This is a genomic window from Paenibacillus sp. FSL R5-192, assembly GCF_000517845.1.
In the GTDB taxonomy this organism is placed as follows: domain Bacteria; phylum Bacillota; class Bacilli; order Paenibacillales; family Paenibacillaceae; genus Paenibacillus; species Paenibacillus amylolyticus.
Genome location: NZ_ASPR01000075.1, coordinates 164,911 through 186,430, shown reverse-complemented (window position 1 = coordinate 186,430; position 21,520 = coordinate 164,911). Strand labels below are relative to the sequence as shown.

The following is a 21,520-nucleotide window of genomic DNA, read 5'->3' as shown; positions in this document are numbered from 1 at the left end:
AAATGTAAGGCTTGTATACACAACCACCACATTGACAAGGGAGAGAATGAAATGAAGAAGCTTCAGCTGTTGCAAAAGATTACGGACAATGGGGTTGTGGCAGTTCTGCGTGCAGATTCTGCTGATCAAGTCATTGCCATGGCCGAGCAAGCGATTGCGGGTGGCATTAAAGTTATCGAGATTACGATGACAGTACCCAGTGCACTCAAAGCCATTGAAAAATTAAGCCGTGTATACCATTGGAACACACAAGATCCAGAGAAATTCGCGATTATTGGTGCGGGAACGGTGCTTGAACCGCAAACGGCAAGAGCGGCCATCATGTCGGGTGCCGAGTTTGTAGTCGGACCTTCCCTGAACCCGGATACCGTTCAGATCTGCAACCTGTATCGAATTCCGATTCTGCCTGGTGTGATGACGATTGCTGACGTTCAACGCGCATTGGAACTCGGCGTGGACATTGTGAAGTTGTTCCCGGGTAACCTGTATGATCCTTCGATTATCAAAACGATGAAGGGCCCTATGCCGCAGGCGAATTTTATGCCAACTGGCGGGGTATCCTTGTCTAATCTGGGGGATTGGATCAAGGGTGGAGCAGTCGCTGTAGGGATCGGCTCCGACTTGACATCGGAAGCTGTGAAGACGGGTGACCTGAGTCATGTCCGTCGCAAAGCGGAACAATATATGGATGCTTACCGCAAGGCCAAGGCTGAATAATATTTTTTCAATTCGTAGAAGGGGAGCCTGATAAACAAAGGCTCCCAATTCTGTGAGCCGCGGCACCTGCGGAAGTGAAGAAAGGTGATTAACGTTGAGAAATCGGTATAATATAGGGCGCAAGAAGAGGGGCATCGGGAAATTCCTGCTCGTACTTCTGGCGCTCATTGTCATTGGATGTGGATTTGTTGCGTGGAAATTATTCACACCATACGGTCCACAGGAAACAGCCCAAGCGGCCATGGAAACAGCCAATCCGGTGACAGTGAGTGAACAAGAGAACTGGATTGATTTTGTGCCAGACAAACCGTCTGGGAAAAGTGTACTTTTCTATCCTGGTGGACTGGTAAAACCGGAAAGTTATGCACCACTTGCGCATGAGCTGGCTGCTGCGGGTCATCACACGATTATTGCCAAGATGCCAGTTAACCTGGCAGTGCTTAAGCCAAACTTGGCAGATGAGATTCTGGCCGCATATCCAGACGAACAATTTGTTATGGGTGGACACTCTCTCGGCGGGTCCATGGCTGCACGTTATGTAGCCGCACATCCAGATGCACTTCACGGGATTTTCTTCTTGGCATCTTACCCGGATGAAAAAGGGAGCGTAAAGTCACTTGGAATACCTGCTTTATCTATTCTAGGTACTAAAGATGAAGTCGTGAATGCTACGAAGTATCAGAGTGGACGGATGTATCTTCCAGAAGACACGGTATATTACACCATTGAAGGTGGTAACCACGCCCAGTTTGGTGATTATGGTCATCAAAAAGGAGATGGCGAGCCGGAAGTGAGTGGAGAAGAACAGCTGAATCAGACGGTCAAGACGGTGCTGGCTTGGTTAAGTACCATCAAGTAGGTTTTGATTTAATTATTCTGCATTAAGGGTTGAATGCATTTATAGCATAACTTAATGGAGGTGATATGGATGACCATGCTTCAAGTGAATGGAGTGCAGATCCCATGTAAAGGTATCCTGTTCGATAAAGATGGAACACTGCTGGAATTCCTCCAGCTATGGGGGCCGTGGGCAGAGGCATTACTGGATCAGTTGCAATCACGTATGAATGAACTCGGAGCTTCATTTACAGTTGAACGGGAGCATGTTCTGGGCACTACCCATAATCCGCAAGGTCATATTGTTGGATATGATCCGCAAGGCCCACTTGCCATTGCGACTGTGGATGAGTGCACGGGATTGCTTGCCGGGCAGCTATATGCAGCAGGCATACCATGGAATGAAGCGATCACAACGATACGCCAATTTTCAAGTGTAGCCATGAGATCGGTAAGAGAGCGCAAATCCGCTGAACCAATGTCAGGATTGCTGGATTTCTTGCAGAAATGCAGGGCAGCAGACATACCACTGGCGGTCGTCACTTCAGATAGTACAGCGGCAGCAGAAACACATCTGGATTGGATGGGGATTCGTTCCTTTTTCACCTCCATTGTGGGCTGTGATCGGGTGACCCAGGGCAAACCGGATAGAGAAGCAGCACTCTTGGCTTGCCGTGAATTACATATCGATCCTGCGGAGGCCGTTGTAGTTGGAGACAGCAATGGGGATATGCAGATGGGGCGGCACGCAGAGGTATCCTATACGCTCGGTTACGGTCCGCAGTTAGATCAAGGATCTCACCTGGTTGATGCCCATGCCATTATTCGTCATTATAATGAGATAAGCGTTATTTTATAAGTCACCCTGACCTGATTGGACTATATAAATTGAACTAATATTTACACCAAATGGAGAGGACAGAAATAACCTAAAGAAACGGAGTGTTCGCCTTTATCCTCGGATTTTCCCCTTAGGAAAGGAATCAAAAAAAATCTGGGGATAACAGCGATCGGAAGGTTGTTCTGTCATCGGAGTGGTCAGTGTAAATATTCTTTAGTTCAATTTATATAGTAAATAAAAGGAGGAGAGAGGATGAACGCAACAGAACAACTGGCTGCCTGGATTCAGGAAAGCTCCCGGATTGTTTTTTTCGGAGGGGCAGGGACTTCAACGGAAAGCGGGATTCCCGACTTCCGCTCCGCTGCGGGTCTGTATCAGACGGAGCAGCATTCGCCTTATCCACCGGAAGAGTTGTTAAGCCGACATTTTTTTGATCAACATGCCGATATTTTTTATGATTTTTATCGTGGCAAAATGCTTCATCCAGATGCTGAACCGAATGGGTGTCATCGACTATTGGCCCGTCTGGAGCAGGCGGAAAAACTTCAGGCAGTGATCACGCAAAATATCGACGGACTACATCAGAAGGCAGGTAGCAGCAATGTTTTTGAACTTCACGGTTCAATTCATCGTAATGCCTGCATGGATTGCAAGCAGTTTTATACGCTAAATGATATTATACAGTCCAAAGATACCGTGCCTCGCTGTACCACATGTGGTGGTGTGATCAAACCGGATGTGGTGCTGTACGAAGAGGAGCTGGATCAGACGACATTGTATCGTTCCATTGATGCACTGTCTTCTGCAGATCTGTTACTCGTGGGAGGCACGTCACTGACGGTATATCCGGCGGCCCAGTTAATTACGTATTTTCAGGGAAAACATACCGTTCTGCTCAACGCTAAACCTACCGCTTACGACAGCAGGGCTGATTTGCTGATTACAGAGCCGATTGGTGAGGTAATGAATATTGTGGACCAGCTTCTTGGTTGAACGTATGGACTGAATAACCGCATTCTCCGGCATAGACCGGATACAAGAGGCGGAACCTGGGGAAAGAAGGGATTCATAATGGTCTACGTAGCAAGCGATACTCGCTATGAAACGATGAAATATAACCGCGTTGGACGTTCAGGTTTGAAACTGCCAGCGATTTCACTGGGGCTGTGGCATAATTTTGGCGGTATCAATAATGCTGAGAATGGCCGTAATATGATTACCCGATCATTTGATCTGGGTATTACACATTTTGATCTTGCCAACAATTATGGCCCACCGGCAGGTTCGGCAGAGCAGTTATTTGGACAGGTACTGGCCCAGGATCTGAAACCTTATCGGGATGAACTGGTGATCTCCACCAAAGCGGGTTATTATATGTGGCCGGGGCCTTATGGCGAGTGGGGTTCACGCAAAAATCTGGTATCCAGTCTGAATCAGAGCTTGAAGCGTATGGGCCTGGATTATGTGGATATTTTCTACTCACATCGTTATGATCCCGAAACGCCTTTGGAAGAAACGATGATGGCACTGGATCATATTGTTCGCTCGGGCAAAGCCCTGTATGTAGGGATCTCCAACTATCCCGCAGAGCAGACTAGACAGGCTGCCGAAATTCTGAAAAGTCTGGGTACGCCACTGTTAATTCATCAACCGAAATACTCGCTGCTGGACCGCTGGATTGAAGATGGTTTGCAGGACGTGCTGGATGAGTATGGAACAGGCAGTATTGCATTCTGTCCATTGGCACAAGGCGTGCTCACGAACAAATACTTGAATGGTATCCCGGAAGACTCACGTGCCAAAGGACCGTCGGTATTCCTGAATGAGAACAACATCTCTCCAGAGACGCTCCGCAAAGTGCGTGCGCTAAACCAGATTGCAGCAGCCCGTGGTCAGAGTTTGGCCCAATTTTCACTCTCATGGGTGCTGCGTAATGGCAGGGTAACTTCCGCGCTGATTGGCGCAAGTCGTCCTTCCCAGATTGAAGAGAATGTGGCTGCGCTCAGTCAGCTAGATTTCTCTACAGAGGAATTGGAACGGATTGAATCCATCCTGTCTCCGGAGCCTGATGACAAATAAATAAAGTGCAAAAGGTGCATCTTAGCCATAATGGCGGAATGCACCTTTTTTTGTCGTACGTGTTCCGTCCGTTATGTTGCTCATCGTTTGTTTTGTTGAGCATTCTTCTGTAACCCCTGATGTAGTGGACGGGACAGTATTTTCTCTCGATACAAGCTAGGCGCTTCACCGTGAAATCGTTTGAACTGTTTGGAGAAATACAGCGCGTCTGGCAGTCCCACTGATGCAGATACCTGTTCGATGGACAGATCCGGGCGTTCTCTCAGGAGTTGGCGCGACTTGTCGATCCGCAGTTTTAGCAGATACGTGACTGGGGAAAGTCCAGTTTCCTGTTTGAAAATACGGGATAAATACGCGCGGTTGTACCCGAGACTCGCAGACATTTGTTCAATGGAGACAGGATAGGCATACTGGGTAGACATATATTGAATCATCTGTTTCACCGTACGTCGGATGGAGGATTCACCTGGAATTAAGGTTTGGCCCTGCGAAAGGTGATTCTGTGCTTCGGCTAGAATCATATATAACGTACCCAGTGATGTGAAATGAGAGCTTTCTTTGCGCTCGGCAAAAGCATCCTGCATCACGGATAGCCAATTGGATATTCCACAAGAGGGTCCGGCATGAAAAACGGACTTCTCGGGGCGGAATCCCGCCTCCTCGGCATGTTGGCCAGCCTGGCTGCCTGTGAAGGCAATCCAGCGATATTGCCATGGGTTGCGGGCATGTGACTGGTAGCTTACCAGCTGCCCGGGATGAATGAGGAAACAATCACCTGCGGATAACTCGTAGGTGTGCAATTCGGTACGGAACGTACCCGCTCCTTTTTCTACATAATGCAGCAGATAATAATCAAACAATTTAGGACCGAGGGCGTGACCCGGAAGGGTCTGGCTTGCCCCGGCAAACAGGACATGCAGTGCGCCTTGTTCATAATAGACCGGATTGGAGGCAACCGAATAACTGAGTGCTCCGCTTTTACCGGAAGGTGATTCCTGTATTTTTTCGTTAGAAGATGCAAGGGATTCTTTCTTGGGGTTGGATTGATCTGACATGGTCGTTTCCTTCTTTCCGGGATGCTCCGATCATTATACGCCTTAAGGTCACATTTATCCATATGAAACACACATGGTTGCATTACAAGAGGCACCGCTTTCTTATATAATAACATTAAGAAAACCACAACAACGAGGCGAGGTGCACCAGCAGTGAACGTAACTGAATTGAAACAAAAGTTTATTGAGAAGTACGGAGAGAGTGGAGCGGACATCCGTGTATTTCATGCCCCTGGGCGTGTGAATCTGATCGGTGAGCACATTGACTATAACGGTGGATACGTGCTTCCGGCAGCACTTGAATTCGGAACAACATTGATCATTCGTGAGCGCGAGGACAACAAGTTGCAACTGGCTTCCACGAACATGTCTTATGAAGGGGGACTAGACACTTCCTCCATCGGTAAGGAAAAATCCGGAGAATGGACCGACTATCCTGTTGGTGTCATGGTTGAACTGCAAGGCAAGGGCGTGAATGTAACAAAAGGGTATGACTTCCTGTACCACGGGGAGATTCCGAACGGGGCAGGACTTTCATCATCTGCATCTCTGGAGGTACTCACCGGATTTGCGATTCAGTCTCTGGAGGGTGTATCGGATATTGATACGGTTCAACTGGCACTTTTGTCCCAGAAAGCGGAAAATGAGTTCGTAGGCGTCAACTGTGGAATCATGGATCAGTTCGCTGTCGCAAACGGTGCTCAGGATCATGCGATCCTGCTGATGTGTGACACACTGGAATACGAAAAGGTTCCTTTCCGTACAGGCTCCTACAAATTGGTCATCGGTAACACAAACAAACGCCGCGGTCTGGTGGATTCGGCCTACAATGAACGTCGCTCCCAATGCGAGCAGGCACTTGCCATCTTAAAGGAACAGCTGCCTGCACTGAATTACCTGGCTCAATTGACGCCAGAGCAGTTCGTAACACTCCAGGATCAGATCAAGGATGAGAAAGTAAGACAGCGTGCACAACATGTTGTGGAAGAGAACGCTCGTGTGCTCGCATCAGTCGAAGCATTGCAGGGTAACGATCTGGAAACCTTCGGCAAGCTGATGAACGCTTCTCATGAATCGCTTCGTGACTTGTACGAAGTAAGCTGTGATGAGCTGGACGTTATGGTTGAAGAAGCTCAGCGGATTCCAGGCACGCTTGGTGCTCGGATGACTGGCGCAGGATTTGGCGGTTGTACCGTATCACTTGTGCATGAGAATGATGTCGAGCGTTTTGTAAGTGAAGTGGGCGCTGCATATGAAGCGCGTACCCGTCTCAAAGGTGATTTCTATGTATGCGGTGTAGGTGATGGTGTTAAAGAATTGAAGGAGGCGAAGTAAAATGGCAATTTTGGTGACAGGTGGAGCAGGGTATATTGGTTCTCATACGGTAGCAGCATTGTTGGAACGTGGGGAAGAGGTTGTTGTACTGGATAACTTGCAGACAGGGCATCGTGAGGCGTTGCTCGGCGGTAAGTTGTATGAAGGGGATCTGCGTGACAAAGAAATTCTGGCGAAGCTGTTTGCTGAGAATTCAATCGATGCAGTCATTCACTTTGCAGCCAACTCACTCGTAGGCGAGAGTATGAAAGACCCGGTTAAATATTATGACAACAACGTGTTTGGTACACTCTGTCTGTTGGAAGCGATGAATGCAGCGAACGTACGCCGCATCGTCTTCTCCTCTACAGCAGCTACCTACGGTGAGCCTGAGAAAGTGCCAATCGAAGAGAGCGATCGTACAGAACCAACCAACGTATACGGCGAAACAAAGCTGATGATGGAGCGCATGATGTCATGGTTTGATAAAGTTCAGGATATCAAATACGTTTCCCTACGTTACTTCAATGCAGCCGGTGCTCATGACAGCGGAAAAATTGGTGAAGATCACCAACCAGAGAGTCACTTGATTCCACTTGTATTGCAAACAGCATTGAAACAACGCCCGCACATCGCCGTGTTTGGTGACGACTATGCAACAGAAGATGGGACATGTATCCGTGACTATATCCACGTGAGCGACTTGGCTGATGCACATCTGCGTGCAGTAGATTATCTTCGCAAAGGTGAGAACAGTAATGTGTTCAACCTGGGTAACGGCACAGGATTCTCGGTAAAACAAGTGATCGAAACAGCCAAAAAAGTGACTGGCCTTGATATTCCGGTTGTACAGGAACCACGTCGTGCAGGTGACCCGGCTGTGCTGGTAGCTTCATCTGCAAAAGCAAGATCTGTCCTGGGCTGGAATCCAAAATGGACCAATCTGGAAGATGTTATTCAAAGCGCTTGGAGCTGGCACCAATCACGTCCTGACGGCTACGGAAAAAACTAGGAGGCGAACACCTTATGTCACAGACTCATATTGCAGCAGGTGCCACAGAGCCGACACCGGAGCAGCAGGAAGCACTGCATGCCATTGAACGTCTGGTTGCATTTGCCTTGCAGAAACAATTAATCGAGGAAGCGGATTGGGATTATAGCCGCAACCTCTTGCTGGAACAATTCGGATTCTCAGAGCCTTATGCCGGCGAGTTGGACACGAATGTGCCCGATGGCCCACAGGCTATGCTGGATACGTTGATCGATTATGGATTTTCCATTGGACTTATTCCTGAAAATAGCGATACGTTCCGTGACTTGCTGGATGCCAAAATCATGGGTCATCTGATGGCACGCCCATCCGAGGTGGTACGCGCATTCCGCCACACGGAGCAGACGGAAGGCATTGAGGCGGCCACATCTCAATTCTATGACTTGTCGATTAACTCCAACTACATTCGGATGGATCGGATCTCGAAGAACGTCTACTGGACACAGGACACGGTCTATGGAGACATGGAGATTACTATCAACCTGTCAAAACCGGAGAAAAGTCCAAAGGAAATTGCCATGGCGAAATTGCTTCCGCCTCCGGTATATCCAAAATGCCAACTGTGTCGTGAAAATGTAGGTTACGCTGGTCGGGTGAATCACCCGGCCCGCCAGAATCTGAGAGTTATTCCGTTGGAGCTTAACAACGAGCCTTGGTTGTTCCAATACTCGCCGTATGTGTACTATAACGAGCACTGCATCATTTTCCATCATGATCATGTGCCGATGAAATTAACCAAAGATACACTGCGCAGACTGCTTGCCTTTGTCGGGGAGTACCCACACTACTTTATCGGATCTAACGCGGATCTGCCGATTGTAGGTGGGTCGATTCTGACACATGACCATTTCCAGGGTGGACGTCATACATTCGCTATTCAAAATGCACAGCCAGAGGCGGTCTTCCGCCATGCGGATGCACCTGGACTTACATTGAGTCTCGTGAAATGGCCAATGTCCGTAATGCGTCTGGCTTCACACGATCCTGCAGAGTTGCTTGAAGCGGGTAACGCCGTATATGAAGCGTGGAAGGTCTACAGTGATTCTGCTGTGGATATCGAAGCATTCAGTGAAGTGGACGGGGAACAAGTACCACACAATACGGTAACACCAATCGTTCGTCGCAGTGCAGATGGTGGTTATGAGATGGATCTTGTATTACGTAACAATCGTACGAATGATGTGCATCCAGAAGGCATTTTCCATCCGCACCGTGAAATGCACCATCTGAAGAAAGAAAACATTGGTCTGATCGAAGTGATGGGGCTTGCCATCCTGCCAGGTCGTTTGAAAGAAGAACTCGACAGTATCGCGGATATTCTCGCTGGAGATGCCAAACTTGCTGAAGCCGCCAAAGCTTCTGATCATGTGTTGAACAAACATCTGGGCTGGGCGGAAGAATTGATTGAACGGTTTGGTCCTAACTTGGACAAAGAACAAGCCGTTGCCATTGTACAGCAGGAAGTCGGCTTGAAATTCGCCGAGATTCTGGAACATGCAGGGGTCTACAAATATGATGAAGCAGGACGCCAGGCTTTCCGTCGTTTTGTGAGCAGCATGGGATACACTGAATAGACAGGTAGAACGATGAACACCAGCCCATAATACAAGGGCTGGTGTTTTTTTGAATATGATTTTTAACGGAGTTGTGAGCCAGTCGTTTGTTCTGTTGGAATTGAACGATAGATCAGGGCAGCCAGCTCGGCTCGGGTTAGGGAGTCATCCGGCCTGAACTGTCCGTGATATCCCACAACCATTCGAGTCTCGGCCAGTGTGGCTATGTAGTCGTGAGCCCAGTGGGAGGAGGGCACATCCTCAAAAGAACTCGTTTGGATCAGCGGCAGGTCCAGCGCGAGTACCAGAATTTTTGCTGCCTCAGCACGTGTAAGTACAGCATCCGGATGGAAGAAATCATTTAAGCCGTTCGAAATATGGAATCCATCAATAAGGCCAACCTCCTGTAGTCGAGATATAGCATCAAAGTAGGGATGTGTCGGCTCTACATCTTCAAAGGGAGTAGCCTTTCGGATTATTGGTAGCTCAAACGCTCCGTTGATTATACCAGCCATGTGTTTACGCAAGATTGGCTGATTAGGCCTGAATGTGGCATCGGGATATCCCTCTATCAGTCCACGTGCAGCGATACTTTCAATCATCAAGCGTGCCCAATGGGTTGAAATATCACTGAACACAACTGGGGTCAAAGGTGTTGTTGGTTCTTTAGGTTTAGGTTCAACTTTAAGTTTAGGTTCGGTTTTAAGTTCCGTTCCTGTATCAGGTTCCTGGGATGATGCGTCAGTAATAGAGCTACTTGTCCAGAAAGAAGGACTGCCACCATGGTTTTCAGAGCTATCAGTCTTTACCCATTTGGCATATAGTGTTATGTCCCGACTTACAGTATCTCGGTCAAAATTCCAGGGAAGAGATAATGCCGAATCTATGTACCATCCATCAAATGAAAACCCGCTCTTGCTGGGCTGAGTGGGAGGCGCTATTGCTTGATTATTCCTAGTAATAGTAGAGGAAACGGGGCTTCCGCCTTGAGAATCAAAAGAGACGGTCAAAGTTGAAATGGGATCGTCCTTATTCGTATCTTTGGACGCAGTTGTCACTGAACTCGTCCACTTGGCGTATAGCGTGATGTCCCCAGTCACGGTATCTCTGGCAAAATCCCAGGGAAGGGAGTATACCGAATCTATGTACCAGCCTTCAAACAAAAACTCGTCCTTGGTAGGCTGAGTGGGAGGTACAATGGTTTGCCCATAAGTGGCTTGAGTGACCGCAACCGGGGTCCCTCCATTGGAGTCGAAGGAGACGACCATATTCAATTTTTGAAAGGGAATGCTATAAAAGTTAGCGAAGTTTTGAGCCTCTGAAGGATCAAAACCCGTAATAATAAGGGATGAGTTACCATCAAACGCTAAGAAACCAATTGACAAGACACTAGCTGGAATGAAGACAGACGCCAACCGATTGTCCGCAAATGCCATCGCCCCAATAGAGGAGACACTATCCGGAATGACGACAGAAGTGAGTTGATTGTCCATAAATGTAGCATGTCCAATGGAAGAGACACGATTTGGAATAACAATGGAAGTCAGCTGGTTAGATGCAAACGCCCAGTATCCAATAGTTGAGACATTCTCTGGGATAACGACAGTAGTCAGTTTATTGTTTGTAAATGCACTATTTCCGATCGACATAACAGTTTCGGGAATAACGACAGAGGCCAGTTGGTTGTTAGTGAATGTGGAGTTCCCAATTGTGGATACACTGTCCGGAATGACGACAGAGGTCAGCGGGTTGTATGCAAATGCCAAGTCTCCAATAGTCGTGACAGTCTCTGGAATGACGATAGAAGTCAGTTGATTGATTTCAAATGCCCTTTCTCCAATAGTGAAGACGGTATGCGGAATAACTACAGAAGTCAAATGATCGCTGTAAAATGCTTTTTCACCAATAGAAGTAACTGGTTGACCGCCAATGGTTTCGGGAATAATGACATCTTTCGAAGTGCCCACATAGTCGTTTATTGTGATTCCATGAGCATTAGCGCTCGTTATGAAGTCTTTTTCTTTATTCGGCTCAGCATACATAACCATCTGTCCCCAGGGTACGAGGAACATTAGCAGAGCAAAGACGAAGATGCTTGCTTTTTTCAATCCAATAACCTCCTTATATTTATATTAAGAATTTTGAAGTTCTTTTGGTTACAGTACAACTGTTAGATGATATTAACAATACTGAATCTCCAATAGGTGACCCGAGGGGACATGGGGGCGCGGTATTTGAATGACGGCACTCATATTCGTTCTCAGAAATGGAAGATGTCAGTTCCCGCATGTATAATGGTGGAAAGCCATTGAATACATAACTCAATGAAGAAACGGGGACGAACAATTGGAAAAGAAGGCATTGAATATTCCGTTGATTACAGATGCTGAGGAACTGCAAGGCATGGTGGGTGAACCGCATGAACATGTGCGTAACAAGGCAATTTCATTTGTGGATTCACATGTTCAGAACTTTATATCCATGTCACCATTATTTTTCCTCTCCACCTCCGATCGTGATGGAAAAAGTGATGTGTCACCTCGGGGTGATGGAGCAGGATTTGTGAAAGTCTATGATACATATCGGCTCGTTTATCCCGAACGCCCAGGCAATCGGCGGATAGACTCGTTGTTGAACATGTTGTCGAACCCTGGTATTGGTATGCTCTTTTTGATTCCGGGTATGAATGAAGTGCTGCGTATTAATGGCACAGCATCCATTACCAAGGATGAGGAATTCATCGCCAGTATGGGCTGGAGTGGTAAAACCATAGGTGCGGCTGTCATTGTAGATGTGGAAGAGTGTTTTATCCATTGTCCGCGGGCATTCAAACAGGCTGGATTATGGGCCACAGAAACATGGGTGGATGCTGAAAATTTGCCTTCATCTAGCGAGATGTTTCGAGCTCATTTGGAGATTAACGGGTTGTTATAAAGTGAGTGACTATCGATTTGTTTTTCTATAAACAGGGTACTATAATTGGAGTTGCACAAAAATACTAAACTCCATTGGAGGCGACAATAGATATGAGATCTTTCCAATTCTATAATCCAACCCGGCTGATTTTCGGCAAAGGACAACTGGAAGCATTAAAGACAGAAGTGCCGAAATACGGTAAACGGGTTCTGCTTGTATATGGTGGCGGCAGTATCAAACGCAGTGGTCTGTACGATCAAGTGATCGGTTTGCTTAAGGAAGCTGGAGCAGAAGTGACTGAACTGGCAGGTGTGGAACCTAACCCACGTCTTTCTACGGTGCATAAAGGGGTAGACCTCTGTAAAACAAATAACATCGACCTGATCCTCGCTGTAGGTGGCGGCAGTGTACTGGACTGCTCCAAAGCTATTGCTGTAGGTGCCAAATATGATGGCGATATGTGGGATTTTGCTCAGCGCAAAGCCGTTGCACAGGACGCTCTTCCACTCGGTACCGTATTGACCATGGCGGCAACTGGTTCGGAGATGAACTCCGGTTCGGTTATTACGAATCAGGATACACAAGAAAAATTGGGCTGGGGTAGCGCATACTCATTCCCTGCATTCTCTATCCTGGATCCGGTGAATACATACACTGTTCCGCTGGACCAAACGGTATACGGCATGGTGGATATGATGTCCCACGTATTGGAGCATTACTTCCATCTGGATGCCAATACACCGGTTCAACTCGGCTTCTGTGAGACGATTCTGCGTACTGTCATGGAAGCAGCGCCACGTCTGGTTGAAGACCTGGAGAACTTTGAACTGCGCGAAACAATTCTGTATTGCGGAACAATGGCACTGAATGGCGTGCTGAATATGGGTCTCGCAGGAGATTGGGCAACACATAATATTGAACATGCGGTTTCCGCAGTGTATGATATCCCACACGGCGGTGGACTTGCAATCTTGTTCCCACACTGGATGAAACATAACCTGGACGTGAATGTGGATCGATTCAAACGTCTGGCAATTAATGTATTCGAAGTGAACCCTGAAGGCAAGTCGGACAGACAGATTGCCGAAGAAGGTATCGATGCGCTCAGCAAATTCTGGACATCCATTGGTGCACCTAACCGTTTGGCTGATTACGATATCGATGATAGCCAGATCGACGTAATGGCAGACAAAGCGATGCTGTTTGGCCCATTCGGTAATTTCAAGAAACTGCAACGGGAAGATGTTGTATCCATCTACACGGCTTCTCTGTAATTCTATAATCACTGACAAGTGAACGGACACATCCTGTTGTCCAATAAACCGCAAGTCTCCTTCATGGGGGCCTTGCGGTTTTTTCATGTATTCGGGCTGTACACGTGAATGATGGAGGAACATGAAGCAAGAAGAACAGAATGTCGTGATAATACCCATTATCGGGTTCAGAATACATTTGAGGAAAGATTTTGAAACATTTTGATGTTAGCTACGTATTTATTTACATGTGGAATGCCCAGTTAGGATGAATTTGCGGCAGAGAGAGGAGGAACAGGGGATGGAGACAATTTATTGGGGGTGTCTGATCGGAGGAGCAATATTTGCGGTTGTCAGCCTTGTGCTTGGTGACTTGATTGACGGCTTGCTGGACGGAGCCTTCGAAATGCCAGGTCTTGATTTTTTCAAACCCGTTGTGTTAGCTGGTTCCATTACAACCTTCGGTGGGGCAGGCATTATGTTAACACGTTATAGTTCATTAAGTGCGATGTCGGGTCTAATATTATCCCTGCTTATAGGTATTGCTGCAGCCATGCTGGTATTCTTCGCATATATCAAACCGATGCGTAACAGCGATGTCTCGATTGCGTTTTCAATGAAAGAGTTATCTGGGAAAATTGGGGAAATCACCATTCCGGTGCCGGAAAAAGGTTTTGGCGAAGTGATGATTCGTTTTGCTTCCGGCAGTACGATTCAAACGGCATCCAGTTTTGAACACCTCCCCATTGCGGCGGGAGCCCGTGTTGTCGTAGTGGATGTTGTAGATGGTGTACTGCGTGTGTCGGAATGGGATGAAAATGTACTTAAAGATTTATAAAGTATTCTTATCACCTAAGTAGTTTAAGCACTCATCATGAATGAATAAGGGGAGAGATGTGGAATGGATAATTTGAATTTGAATTGGGATGTATTGCTGATTCCTATAGTTGTAGTCGGTGTCATTCTAATTTTAGGTTTGGCTTTCTGGGCGAGATACAAAACGGTTGGACCGGATGAGGCGATGATCGTTACGGGATCATTCCTGGGTAGCAAAAATATCTCCGATGATGATTCTGGACGGAAAATTAAAATTGTTCGTGGTGGCGGTGCATTTATCCTGCCGATATTCCAGCAATCCGAATTTATCTCCTTGTTATCCCATAAGCTGGATGTCTCCACACCTGAAGTGTACACGGAACAGGGTGTTCCGGTTATCGCTGACGGTGTCGCTATTATCAAGGTAGGGGGCGCTGTAGAGGACGTTGCTACGGCAGCTGAGCAATTCATCGGTAAACCTGTAGAAGCGCTGAGAAGCGAAGCACAGGAGGTTCTGGAGGGACATTTGCGGGCCATCCTTGGTACGATGACGGTGGAAGAAGTATATCGTAACCGAGATCGGTTTGCGCAAGAGGTTCAAGGCGTAGCAGCTAGAGATCTGAAGAAAATGGGCCTTCAAATTGTCTCATTTACCATCAAGGATGTTCGTGATAAACAGGGCTACTTGGATGCTCTTGGTAAACCGAGAATTGCGGCAGTGAAGCGTGATGCCGAGATAGCTGAAGCGGAAGCGATGCGTGATGCACGTATTCAGAAGGCTAATGCGGAAGAGCAGGGTCAAAAAGCAGAGTTGCTGCGTGATACCAATATCGCTGAGGCAGCCAAAGAGAAAGAACTGAAAGTAGCCACGTTTAAGCGGGATCAGGATACAGCCAAAGCGGAAGCCGACCAGGCTTACCATATCCATGAAGCTCGTGCGAGACAGACCGTGGTGGAAGAAGAAATGAAGGTTGAACTCGTTCGTAAAGAACGTGAGATCGATCTCCAGGAAAAAGAAATCGTCGTACGTGAGAAGCAATACGATGCCGAAGTGAAGAAAAAGGCAGAAGCGGATCGTTATGCGGTAGAGCAGGCTGCCGAAGCGGATAAAGCCAAAAGAATGCGTGAAGCCGATGCAGTACAGTATTCCATCGAAACACATGCCAAAGCAACAGCTGAGCAGAAGCGACTTGAAGGTCAGGCCATGGCGGATGCGGAACTTGCCAAAGGTACAGCAGATGCAGAAGTTATTCGTTTGCGTGGTCTTGCAGAAGCAGAAGCAAAAGAAAAACTGGCCGAAGCGTTCCAGAAGTTTGGCGAAGCAGCTGTACTCGATATCATTGTCAAAATGCTGCCTGAACTGGCTGGTAAAATTGCAGAGCCAATTGCATCCATTGATAAACTGACGGTGGTAGATACAGGTAAAGGTGAAGGTGCAGCACGAGTGAGTAACTATGTTACCGAACTTATGGCGACCGCTCCAGAGATGCTCAAAAGTGTATCCGGCATCGATGTAGAGCAGCTGATTAAGGGCCTTACGAAGTCTAAAACACCTGCGCCAGTTGCCATTCAACAGAGCGAGGCTGTTACAACTCCTTCTATAATCGACAAGATTGTGGAAAGAGCTGGAGTTGACGAGTAAGAAGCACTTCGAATCTTGCATGGTTGCTCTATTGACCTTAAGGCGAATTTTTGTTACTTTTTAAGCGAGACGTCCGGCGCGGTTTGCCCGCTCCGGGTGTCTTTTCGTTCGTAACAGGGTGTGACTTAATCACACCTAAGATGGTGTGAAAAAGAGGTGCAAACAATGAGCAACTTGCATGTAGATAAAGCGCTAAATAATAATGTAATCATTGCACAGCATCCAGAACACGGGGAAGTCGTTGTTATTGGTAAAGGCATTGGCTTTAACCGAAAACCGAGTGATCACATTCCATTGATGGCTGTGGAGAAAATGTTCATTTTGAAAAACCAGCAGGAGCAAGAGCAGTACAAACAGCTTCTTCCACAGGTGGATGAAGCACTGATCGAGATTATTAACGAAGTTATTACGTATATTGCAGAGCGTACGGACGTTCCTCTGAATGAACATATCCATATTGCATTAACCGATCACATTTCTTTCGCGTTAAAACGCAAGGAGCAGGGCATTATCATACAAAATCCATTTTTATATGAAACCCGCGAGATTTATCCTGAAGAATATCGAATGGGAGAATACGCTGTTCGTCTGATCAAAGAGAAAATGGGTGTAGATCTGGGGATGGATGAGATTGGTTTTGTTGCCCTCCATATCTATAGCGCAATGACCAATCAAAATATATCCCAGGTACGTGAGCATTCACAATTGATCACTGATTTGGTGAACCTGGTGTCTGATCAACTCGATTATTCGTTTGAAACGGAATCGCTGGATTACTCTCGTTTGCTGACGCATCTTCGTTTTGCCCTTGAGCGTGTTCGCCGTGGAGACAAAGTGGAAGAGCTTCATAAGTTGGATTCCCTACTTAAGTTAGAGTATCCCGAAATGTACTCGCTTGCATGGAAACTGACCAAAGTAATGGAGAAAAGACTGAAACTGCCGGTTTATCCTGCAGAGGTAGGTTATCTGACCATTCATCTGCAAAGGCTGAATCAGCGGAAGGAAGAAGAGAATAAGTGAGATCATTCCAGTGATGGAATGTGGAATTTATTTTTTTGGTGTAAAGGCTTGCAATAGATTAGAACTGGTGCTACAATGGTTTCCGTAATCAAGCAACTGAATAAACATAAGCGACGTGTTACTGACTCGATCAGGCATGAGTTAATTAAAGTGTGATTGTTCTTTCCTTGCACAGGGTATGCTATACCCCAAGGTTGGCACAGTTTACTTTATTAATTCATGCCTTTTTTGTGTTCCCTTGCTTGCATCACAACATATAAATTAGACGAAAGGGAGAAACGACGCGATGTTCAAAAAGCTTTTTGGTGTATTGCAAAGAGTAGGTAAAGCTCTCATGCTGCCTGTAGCCATTCTACCTGCGGCAGGTTTGCTGCTCGGAATTGGTAACATGCTGGTTAATCCAGATTTCTTGCAATATGTAACGGCGCTCGACACCCCTTGGGTGAACTCGATCGCAACAATTATGATGAACGCAGGTCAGATCGTATTTGATAATCTGGCATTGCTGTTCGCCGTCGGCGTAGCTGTCGGATTGGCTGGTGGCGAAGGCGTTGCAGGTCTTGCAGCGATCATCGGTTACCTGGTCATGAATGTTACATTAGGATCTGCAGTAGGTGTTACTCCGGCAATGATCGGTGAAGTACCGGGTTATGCCAGCATCTTGGGTATCCCAACATTAAGTACAGGCGTGTTCGGAGGTATTATCATAGGTATTGCCGCCGCGCTGTGTTACAATCGATTTTTCAAAATCGAACTGCCGTCTTACCTCGGTTTCTTTGCAGGTAAACGTTTCGTTCCGATTATCACATCGGTAGTATCCCTTGTAATCGGGTTGCTTCTGGTGATTATCTGGCCTCCGATTCAAAATGGACTGAATGCTGTATCTCACTTCATGGTAGATACAAGTCCGACCTTGTCGGCGTTCATCTTTGGAGTTGTGGAACGGTCATTGATTCCGTTCGGTTTGCATCACATTTTCTACTCCCCATTCTGGTTTGAGTTTGGTGAGTATGTGAATAAAGCCGGAGATGTTATTCGTGGGGATCAGAAGATTTTCTTCAGCCAGTTACGTGATGGCGTTGCTCTCACAGCAGGAACATTCCAAGTTGGTAAATTCCCGTTCATGATGTTCGGTTTGCCAGCAGCGGCACTTGCGATGTACCATGAAGCAAGACCGGAGCACAAAAAGTATGTTGCAGGGATCATGGGTTCAGCTGCGCTGACCTCGTTCCTGACAGGGATTACAGAGCCACTTGAGTTCTCGTTCCTGTTTGTAGCACCAATCCTGTTTGCAGTACACTGTATCTTTGCAGGTTTGTCTTTCATGACCATGCAAATTCTGGGTGTAAAGATCGGTATGACCTTCTCCGGTGGGTTCATTGACTTCCTGATCTTCGGGATTATTCCGAACCGTACACCTTGGTGGGACGTTATTATTGTCGGATTGGTTCTTGCGGTGATCTATTACTTCGGTTTCCGGTTTATCATTCGCAAATTCAATCTCAAAACACCAGGACGTGAAGATGCAACGCCTGAAACCGAATCTGGCGGAGGCTCTGGTTCAACGGATGACCTGCCACATAACATTCTCGAAGCTTTCGGTGGCAAGGAAAATATCAAACATCTGGACGCTTGTATTACTCGTTTGCGGATCGAAGTTAATGAGAAATCCAATGTGAAAAAAGATCGTTTGAAACAATTGGGTGCATCTGGTGTCCTTGAAGTGGGTAATAATGTTCAAGCCATCTTCGGAACACGTTCCGACACGATCAAATCTCAAATGCAGGATATTATTGCAGGTCGAACACCAGCACCAACGCCAGCAGCTGCCAAACCAACTCCTGAAGAGGAGAAGGCACAAGGTGAGCAGGGCGAGCGCATCGTTGCTGAGGATATCGTCATGCCAGTCAATGGTGAATTGCTGGACATTACAAACGTACCTGATCCAGTCTTTGCTGAGAAAATGACAGGTGATGGATTCGCAATTTTGCCACATGATGGTACGATAACCTCTCCTGTGTATGGTAAAGTGTTTAATGTATTTCCAAGCAAACATGCCGTGGGCATCATGTCCGATGGTGGTAAGGAAGTGCTTGTTCATATAGGTGTTAATACGGTGAAGCTGAAAGGTCAAGGCTTTAACGTACTGGTACAGGAAGGTGATCTGGTATCGGCAGGTCAGCCGATTATGGAAGTGGATCTGGAGTATGTCAAAGCAAACGCTCCTTCGATCATTTCACCAGTTATTTTCACTAACCTGCCAGAGGGCTCCACAGTAACTCTGAAGAAGAGTGGAGTGCTGAAAGTTGGCGAACAGCCAATCATTGAGATAAAATAAGAAGTGTTACGACGATGGCAAGCAAGTGTAAATATATGCAATGCCTAAACCAAACTACTGAAAGTGAGATGATTGTAATGCAACAAACATTCAGAATTACAGACGAAGATGGTATCCACGCACGTCCGGCGACAGCCCTGGTTAATACAGCAAACAAATTCAAAGGTGCAGAATCCTTTGCAGAAGCTAACGGTAAAAAAGTAACTTTGAAATCCATTCTGGGTGTTCTTTCCCTCGGATTGGAACAAGGCGACACCATCAGCATCATCGTTGAAGGCGAAGGCGAAGCTGAAGCTCTTCAAGCTTTGACTGACGTTATGGTTAACGAAGGGTTGGGCGAAATTAATGCTTAATGTCTCCGGGATCGCGGCTTCGGCGGGTATTGCTATCGCCAAGGCGTTTATCTTGGAGCATCCTGACTACTCTGTAGAAAAACGCCAAATTAACGACGTTGACGCAGAGATCGCGAAACTCGACTCAGCTCTGGGTAAATCCCAGGCTGAGCTTGAGGCGATCAAAGAGCGCACTTTACAAGAGCTTGGCGAGAAAAAAGCAGAGATTTTTGCTTCGCATTTGCTCATTTTGAATGACCCGGAACTGATTGATCCGGTTAAAGCTAGAATTGCGGATGACATGATCAATGCAGAATTTGCTTTGAACGAAACGGCATCGCAATTTATCTCCATGTTTGAGAACATGAAGAGTGCTTACCTGCAGGAACGTGCTGCAGATATGCGTGACGTTACCAAGCGTGTGCTAAATCACTTGCTTGGTATCGACTTCATGAGTCCGGCTGAGATCAATGAAGAAGTGATTGTGCTTGCGGAGGATCTAACACCTTCCGACACGGCTCAATTGAACCGCCAATTTGTTAAAGGTTTTGCAACCAACATTGGTGGACGTACTTCTCACTCGGCAATTATGGCTCGCTCTCTTGAGATTCCGGCTGTTGTTGGAACCAAGGACATCTTGGCTCAAGCGAAACAAGGCGATATGATTATTGTTGACGGTCTGGATGGTCACGTACTAGTTAACCCTACTGATGAAGTTATTGCTGAATACCGTGCCAAACAGGAACAGTATGATGCACAACGTGCAGAGTGGAGAAAACTTCGTGATGAGCCAACGGTAACGGTGGACAACGTTCATGTTGAACTTGCAGCTAACATTGGTACACCAAATGACGTAACGGGTGTTCTGGAAAACGGCGGCGAGGCTGTAGGCCTGTACCGTACCGAGTTCTTGTACATGGGCAGAGACAAGCTTCCTTCCGAAGACATTCAGTATAATGCTTACAAAGCGGTACTGGAAAAAATGGAAGGCAAACCTGTCGTTGTTCGTACACTCGACATCGGTGGAGACAAAGAGCTTCCATACCTGGATCTGCCAAAAGAAATGAATCCATTCCTCGGCTTCCGCGCAGTTCGTCTGTGTTTGGACCGTCTGGATATCTTCCGTACACAATTGCGTGCATTGCTGCGTGCAAGCGTACATGGAAACCTGCGTGTCATGTTCCCAATGATCGCAACACTCGGTGAATTCCGTGAAGCAAAAGCTGTCTTGCTCGAAGAGAAAGAGAAGCTGGTTGCTGAAGGTATTGCTGTTTCTGACAGCATCCAACTCGGAATCATGGTCGAAATTCCTTCGACTGCAGTTCTGGCGGATCAGTTTGCCAAAGAAGTGGATTTCTTCAGTATCGGAACGAACGATCTGATTCAATACACGATGGCTGCTGACCGTATGAACGAACGAGTAGCTTATCTGTATCAACCTTACAACCCAGCCATTTTGCGTTTGGTTAAAATGGTTATCGATGCAGCGCATCGTGAAGGCAAATGGGTTGGCATGTGTGGTGAGATGGCAGGAGACGAAACGGCAATTCCATTGTTGCTTGGTCTTGGATTGGATGAGTTCAGCATGAGCGCAACCTCCATTCTGCCAGCTCGTAGTCAGATCACCAAGCTGTCCCGTGCGGATATGCAGGAACTGGCTGCTAAAGCTCTGGATATGCAAACGGCTGAACAAGTCGTTGAATTGGTTCAAAGCATTAAAGCGTAATTTTGCCGGGGTTTCCTCCGGATTTGAGGT

The 21,520-nt window shown here is 46.9% G+C and carries 18 protein-coding genes; 16 read left to right on the top strand and 2 right to left on the bottom strand.

The genetic code is table 11. The annotated features are described in order from the left end of the window. Positions 1-51 precede the first annotated feature (51 nt). The 5 genes from C161_RS28545 (at position 52) to mgrA (ending at position 4,474) form a co-directional block, all read left to right on the top strand. Positions 52-717 (top strand): bifunctional 2-keto-4-hydroxyglutarate aldolase/2-keto-3-deoxy-6-phosphogluconate aldolase, encoded by a 666-nt coding sequence (locus C161_RS28545; protein ID WP_017686833.1) that lies wholly within the window; start codon positions 52-54, stop codon positions 715-717. A 94-nt stretch (positions 718-811) separates the two neighbouring features. Continuing rightward, entirely contained in the window at positions 812-1,576 is a 765-nt protein-coding gene (locus C161_RS28540) for an alpha/beta fold hydrolase (RefSeq protein ID WP_036616983.1), read from the top strand. A gap of 69 nt (positions 1,577-1,645) precedes the next feature. Then, the gene (locus tag C161_RS28535) at positions 1,646-2,413 is read left to right on the top strand and encodes an HAD family hydrolase (protein WP_036674514.1); all 768 of its coding nucleotides are present in this window, start codon (positions 1,646-1,648) and stop codon (positions 2,411-2,413) included. Positions 2,414-2,647: 234 nt separating this feature from the next. Next, the gene (locus C161_RS28530; RefSeq protein ID WP_036674512.1) at positions 2,648-3,388 is read left to right on the top strand and encodes an NAD-dependent protein deacylase; all 741 of its coding nucleotides are present in this window, start codon (positions 2,648-2,650) and stop codon (positions 3,386-3,388) included. Positions 3,389-3,466: 78 nt separating this feature from the next. Next, positions 3,467-4,474 carry an L-glyceraldehyde 3-phosphate reductase gene (gene mgrA / locus C161_RS28525; RefSeq protein WP_036674510.1) on the top strand — a complete coding sequence of 336 codons (1,008 nt, stop codon included), beginning with the start codon at positions 3,467-3,469 and terminating at the stop codon, positions 4,472-4,474. A gap of 80 nt (positions 4,475-4,554) precedes the next feature. On the opposite strand, the gene C161_RS28520 is transcribed toward mgrA, so the two are convergent. Next, a complete protein-coding gene (locus tag C161_RS28520; protein WP_235193973.1) occupies positions 4,555-5,529 on the bottom strand; it encodes an AraC family transcriptional regulator in 975 nt (324 codons plus the stop codon). Positions 5,530-5,682: 153 nt separating this feature from the next. Between C161_RS28520 and C161_RS28515 the strand changes: the two genes are divergently transcribed. The 3 genes from C161_RS28515 to C161_RS28505 are packed head-to-tail and all read left to right on the top strand — an operon-like array spanning position 5,683 to position 9,468. Continuing rightward, on the top strand, positions 5,683-6,864 hold the full coding sequence (locus tag C161_RS28515; RefSeq protein ID WP_036674508.1) for a galactokinase: 1,182 nt from the start codon (positions 5,683-5,685) through the stop codon (positions 6,862-6,864). 1 nt (position 6,865) lies between these two features. After that, the gene (gene galE, locus C161_RS28510) at positions 6,866-7,855 is read left to right on the top strand and encodes a UDP-glucose 4-epimerase GalE (protein WP_017686840.1); all 990 of its coding nucleotides are present in this window, start codon (positions 6,866-6,868) and stop codon (positions 7,853-7,855) included. Positions 7,856-7,869: 14 nt separating this feature from the next. Continuing rightward, positions 7,870-9,468, top strand: a complete 1,599-nt coding sequence (locus tag C161_RS28505) for a UDP-glucose--hexose-1-phosphate uridylyltransferase (protein ID WP_036674506.1) — start codon at positions 7,870-7,872, stop codon at positions 9,466-9,468. 62 nt (positions 9,469-9,530) lie between these two features. Here C161_RS28505 and C161_RS31815 read toward each other — a convergent pair whose 3' ends face one another. Then, positions 9,531-11,555, bottom strand: a complete 2,025-nt coding sequence (locus tag C161_RS31815) for a leucine-rich repeat protein (RefSeq protein ID WP_051450016.1) — start codon at positions 11,553-11,555, stop codon at positions 9,531-9,533. A 238-nt stretch (positions 11,556-11,793) separates the two neighbouring features. Here C161_RS31815 and C161_RS28495 point away from each other — a divergent pair, with 238 nt between their 5' ends. The 8 genes from C161_RS28495 (at position 11,794) to ptsP (ending at position 21,490) form a co-directional block, all read left to right on the top strand. Continuing rightward, on the top strand, positions 11,794-12,381 hold the full coding sequence (locus tag C161_RS28495) for an MSMEG_1061 family FMN-dependent PPOX-type flavoprotein (RefSeq protein ID WP_235193972.1): 588 nt from the start codon (positions 11,794-11,796) through the stop codon (positions 12,379-12,381). Between the two features lie 92 nt (positions 12,382-12,473). Beyond that, the gene (locus C161_RS28490; protein WP_036616999.1) at positions 12,474-13,637 is read left to right on the top strand and encodes an iron-containing alcohol dehydrogenase; all 1,164 of its coding nucleotides are present in this window, start codon (positions 12,474-12,476) and stop codon (positions 13,635-13,637) included. A gap of 280 nt (positions 13,638-13,917) precedes the next feature. Then, the gene (locus C161_RS28485) at positions 13,918-14,454 is read left to right on the top strand and encodes a hypothetical protein (protein WP_017686844.1); all 537 of its coding nucleotides are present in this window, start codon (positions 13,918-13,920) and stop codon (positions 14,452-14,454) included. A gap of 63 nt (positions 14,455-14,517) precedes the next feature. Next, positions 14,518-16,074 carry a flotillin family protein gene (locus C161_RS28480; RefSeq protein ID WP_036617002.1) on the top strand — a complete coding sequence of 519 codons (1,557 nt, stop codon included), beginning with the start codon at positions 14,518-14,520 and terminating at the stop codon, positions 16,072-16,074. Between the two features lie 165 nt (positions 16,075-16,239). Then, complete coding sequence (gene glcT / locus C161_RS28475; RefSeq protein WP_036617005.1) at positions 16,240-17,094, top strand: glucose PTS transporter transcription antiterminator GlcT; 855 nt, start codon at positions 16,240-16,242, stop codon at positions 17,092-17,094. Between the two features lie 286 nt (positions 17,095-17,380). Further along, positions 17,381-19,432 carry a glucose-specific PTS transporter subunit IIBC gene (gene ptsG / locus C161_RS28470; RefSeq protein ID WP_036617007.1) on the top strand — a complete coding sequence of 684 codons (2,052 nt, stop codon included), beginning with the start codon at positions 17,381-17,383 and terminating at the stop codon, positions 19,430-19,432. Positions 19,433-19,509: 77 nt separating this feature from the next. After that, positions 19,510-19,785, top strand: coding sequence for an HPr family phosphocarrier protein (locus C161_RS28465; RefSeq protein ID WP_036617010.1), 276 nt, complete (start codon positions 19,510-19,512; stop codon positions 19,783-19,785). Then, positions 19,778-21,490, top strand: a complete 1,713-nt coding sequence (gene ptsP / locus C161_RS28460; RefSeq protein ID WP_036617013.1) for a phosphoenolpyruvate--protein phosphotransferase — start codon at positions 19,778-19,780, stop codon at positions 21,488-21,490. The genes C161_RS28465 and ptsP overlap by 8 nt, the downstream gene beginning before the upstream one ends. The last annotated feature ends 30 nt before the right edge of the window (positions 21,491-21,520 follow it).

Bases quoted from the DNA above. Each gene is read 5' to 3' on its own strand.
- C161_RS28545 (WP_017686833.1), top strand. From the start codon at position 52: ATGAAGAAGCTTCAGCTGTTGCAAAAGATTACGGACAATGGGGTTGTG.
- C161_RS28535 (WP_036674514.1), top strand. From the start codon at position 1,646: ATGACCATGCTTCAAGTGAATGGAGTGCAGATCCCATGTAAAGGTATC.
- C161_RS28530 (WP_036674512.1), top strand. From the start codon at position 2,648: ATGAACGCAACAGAACAACTGGCTGCCTGGATTCAGGAAAGCTCCCGG.
- mgrA (WP_036674510.1), top strand. From the start codon at position 3,467: ATGGTCTACGTAGCAAGCGATACTCGCTATGAAACGATGAAATATAAC.
- C161_RS28520 (WP_235193973.1), bottom strand. From the start codon at position 5,529: ATGTCAGATCAATCCAACCCCAAGAAAGAATCCCTTGCATCTTCTAAC.
- galE (WP_017686840.1), top strand. From the start codon at position 6,866: ATGGCAATTTTGGTGACAGGTGGAGCAGGGTATATTGGTTCTCATACG.
- C161_RS28505 (WP_036674506.1), top strand. From the start codon at position 7,870: ATGTCACAGACTCATATTGCAGCAGGTGCCACAGAGCCGACACCGGAG.
- C161_RS28490 (WP_036616999.1), top strand. From the start codon at position 12,474: ATGAGATCTTTCCAATTCTATAATCCAACCCGGCTGATTTTCGGCAAA.
- C161_RS28485 (WP_017686844.1), top strand. From the start codon at position 13,918: ATGGAGACAATTTATTGGGGGTGTCTGATCGGAGGAGCAATATTTGCG.
- C161_RS28480 (WP_036617002.1), top strand. From the start codon at position 14,518: ATGGATAATTTGAATTTGAATTGGGATGTATTGCTGATTCCTATAGTT.
- glcT (WP_036617005.1), top strand. From the start codon at position 16,240: ATGAGCAACTTGCATGTAGATAAAGCGCTAAATAATAATGTAATCATT.
- ptsG (WP_036617007.1), top strand. From the start codon at position 17,381: ATGTTCAAAAAGCTTTTTGGTGTATTGCAAAGAGTAGGTAAAGCTCTC.
- C161_RS28465 (WP_036617010.1), top strand. From the start codon at position 19,510: ATGCAACAAACATTCAGAATTACAGACGAAGATGGTATCCACGCACGT.
- ptsP (WP_036617013.1), top strand. From the start codon at position 19,778: ATGCTTAATGTCTCCGGGATCGCGGCTTCGGCGGGTATTGCTATCGCC.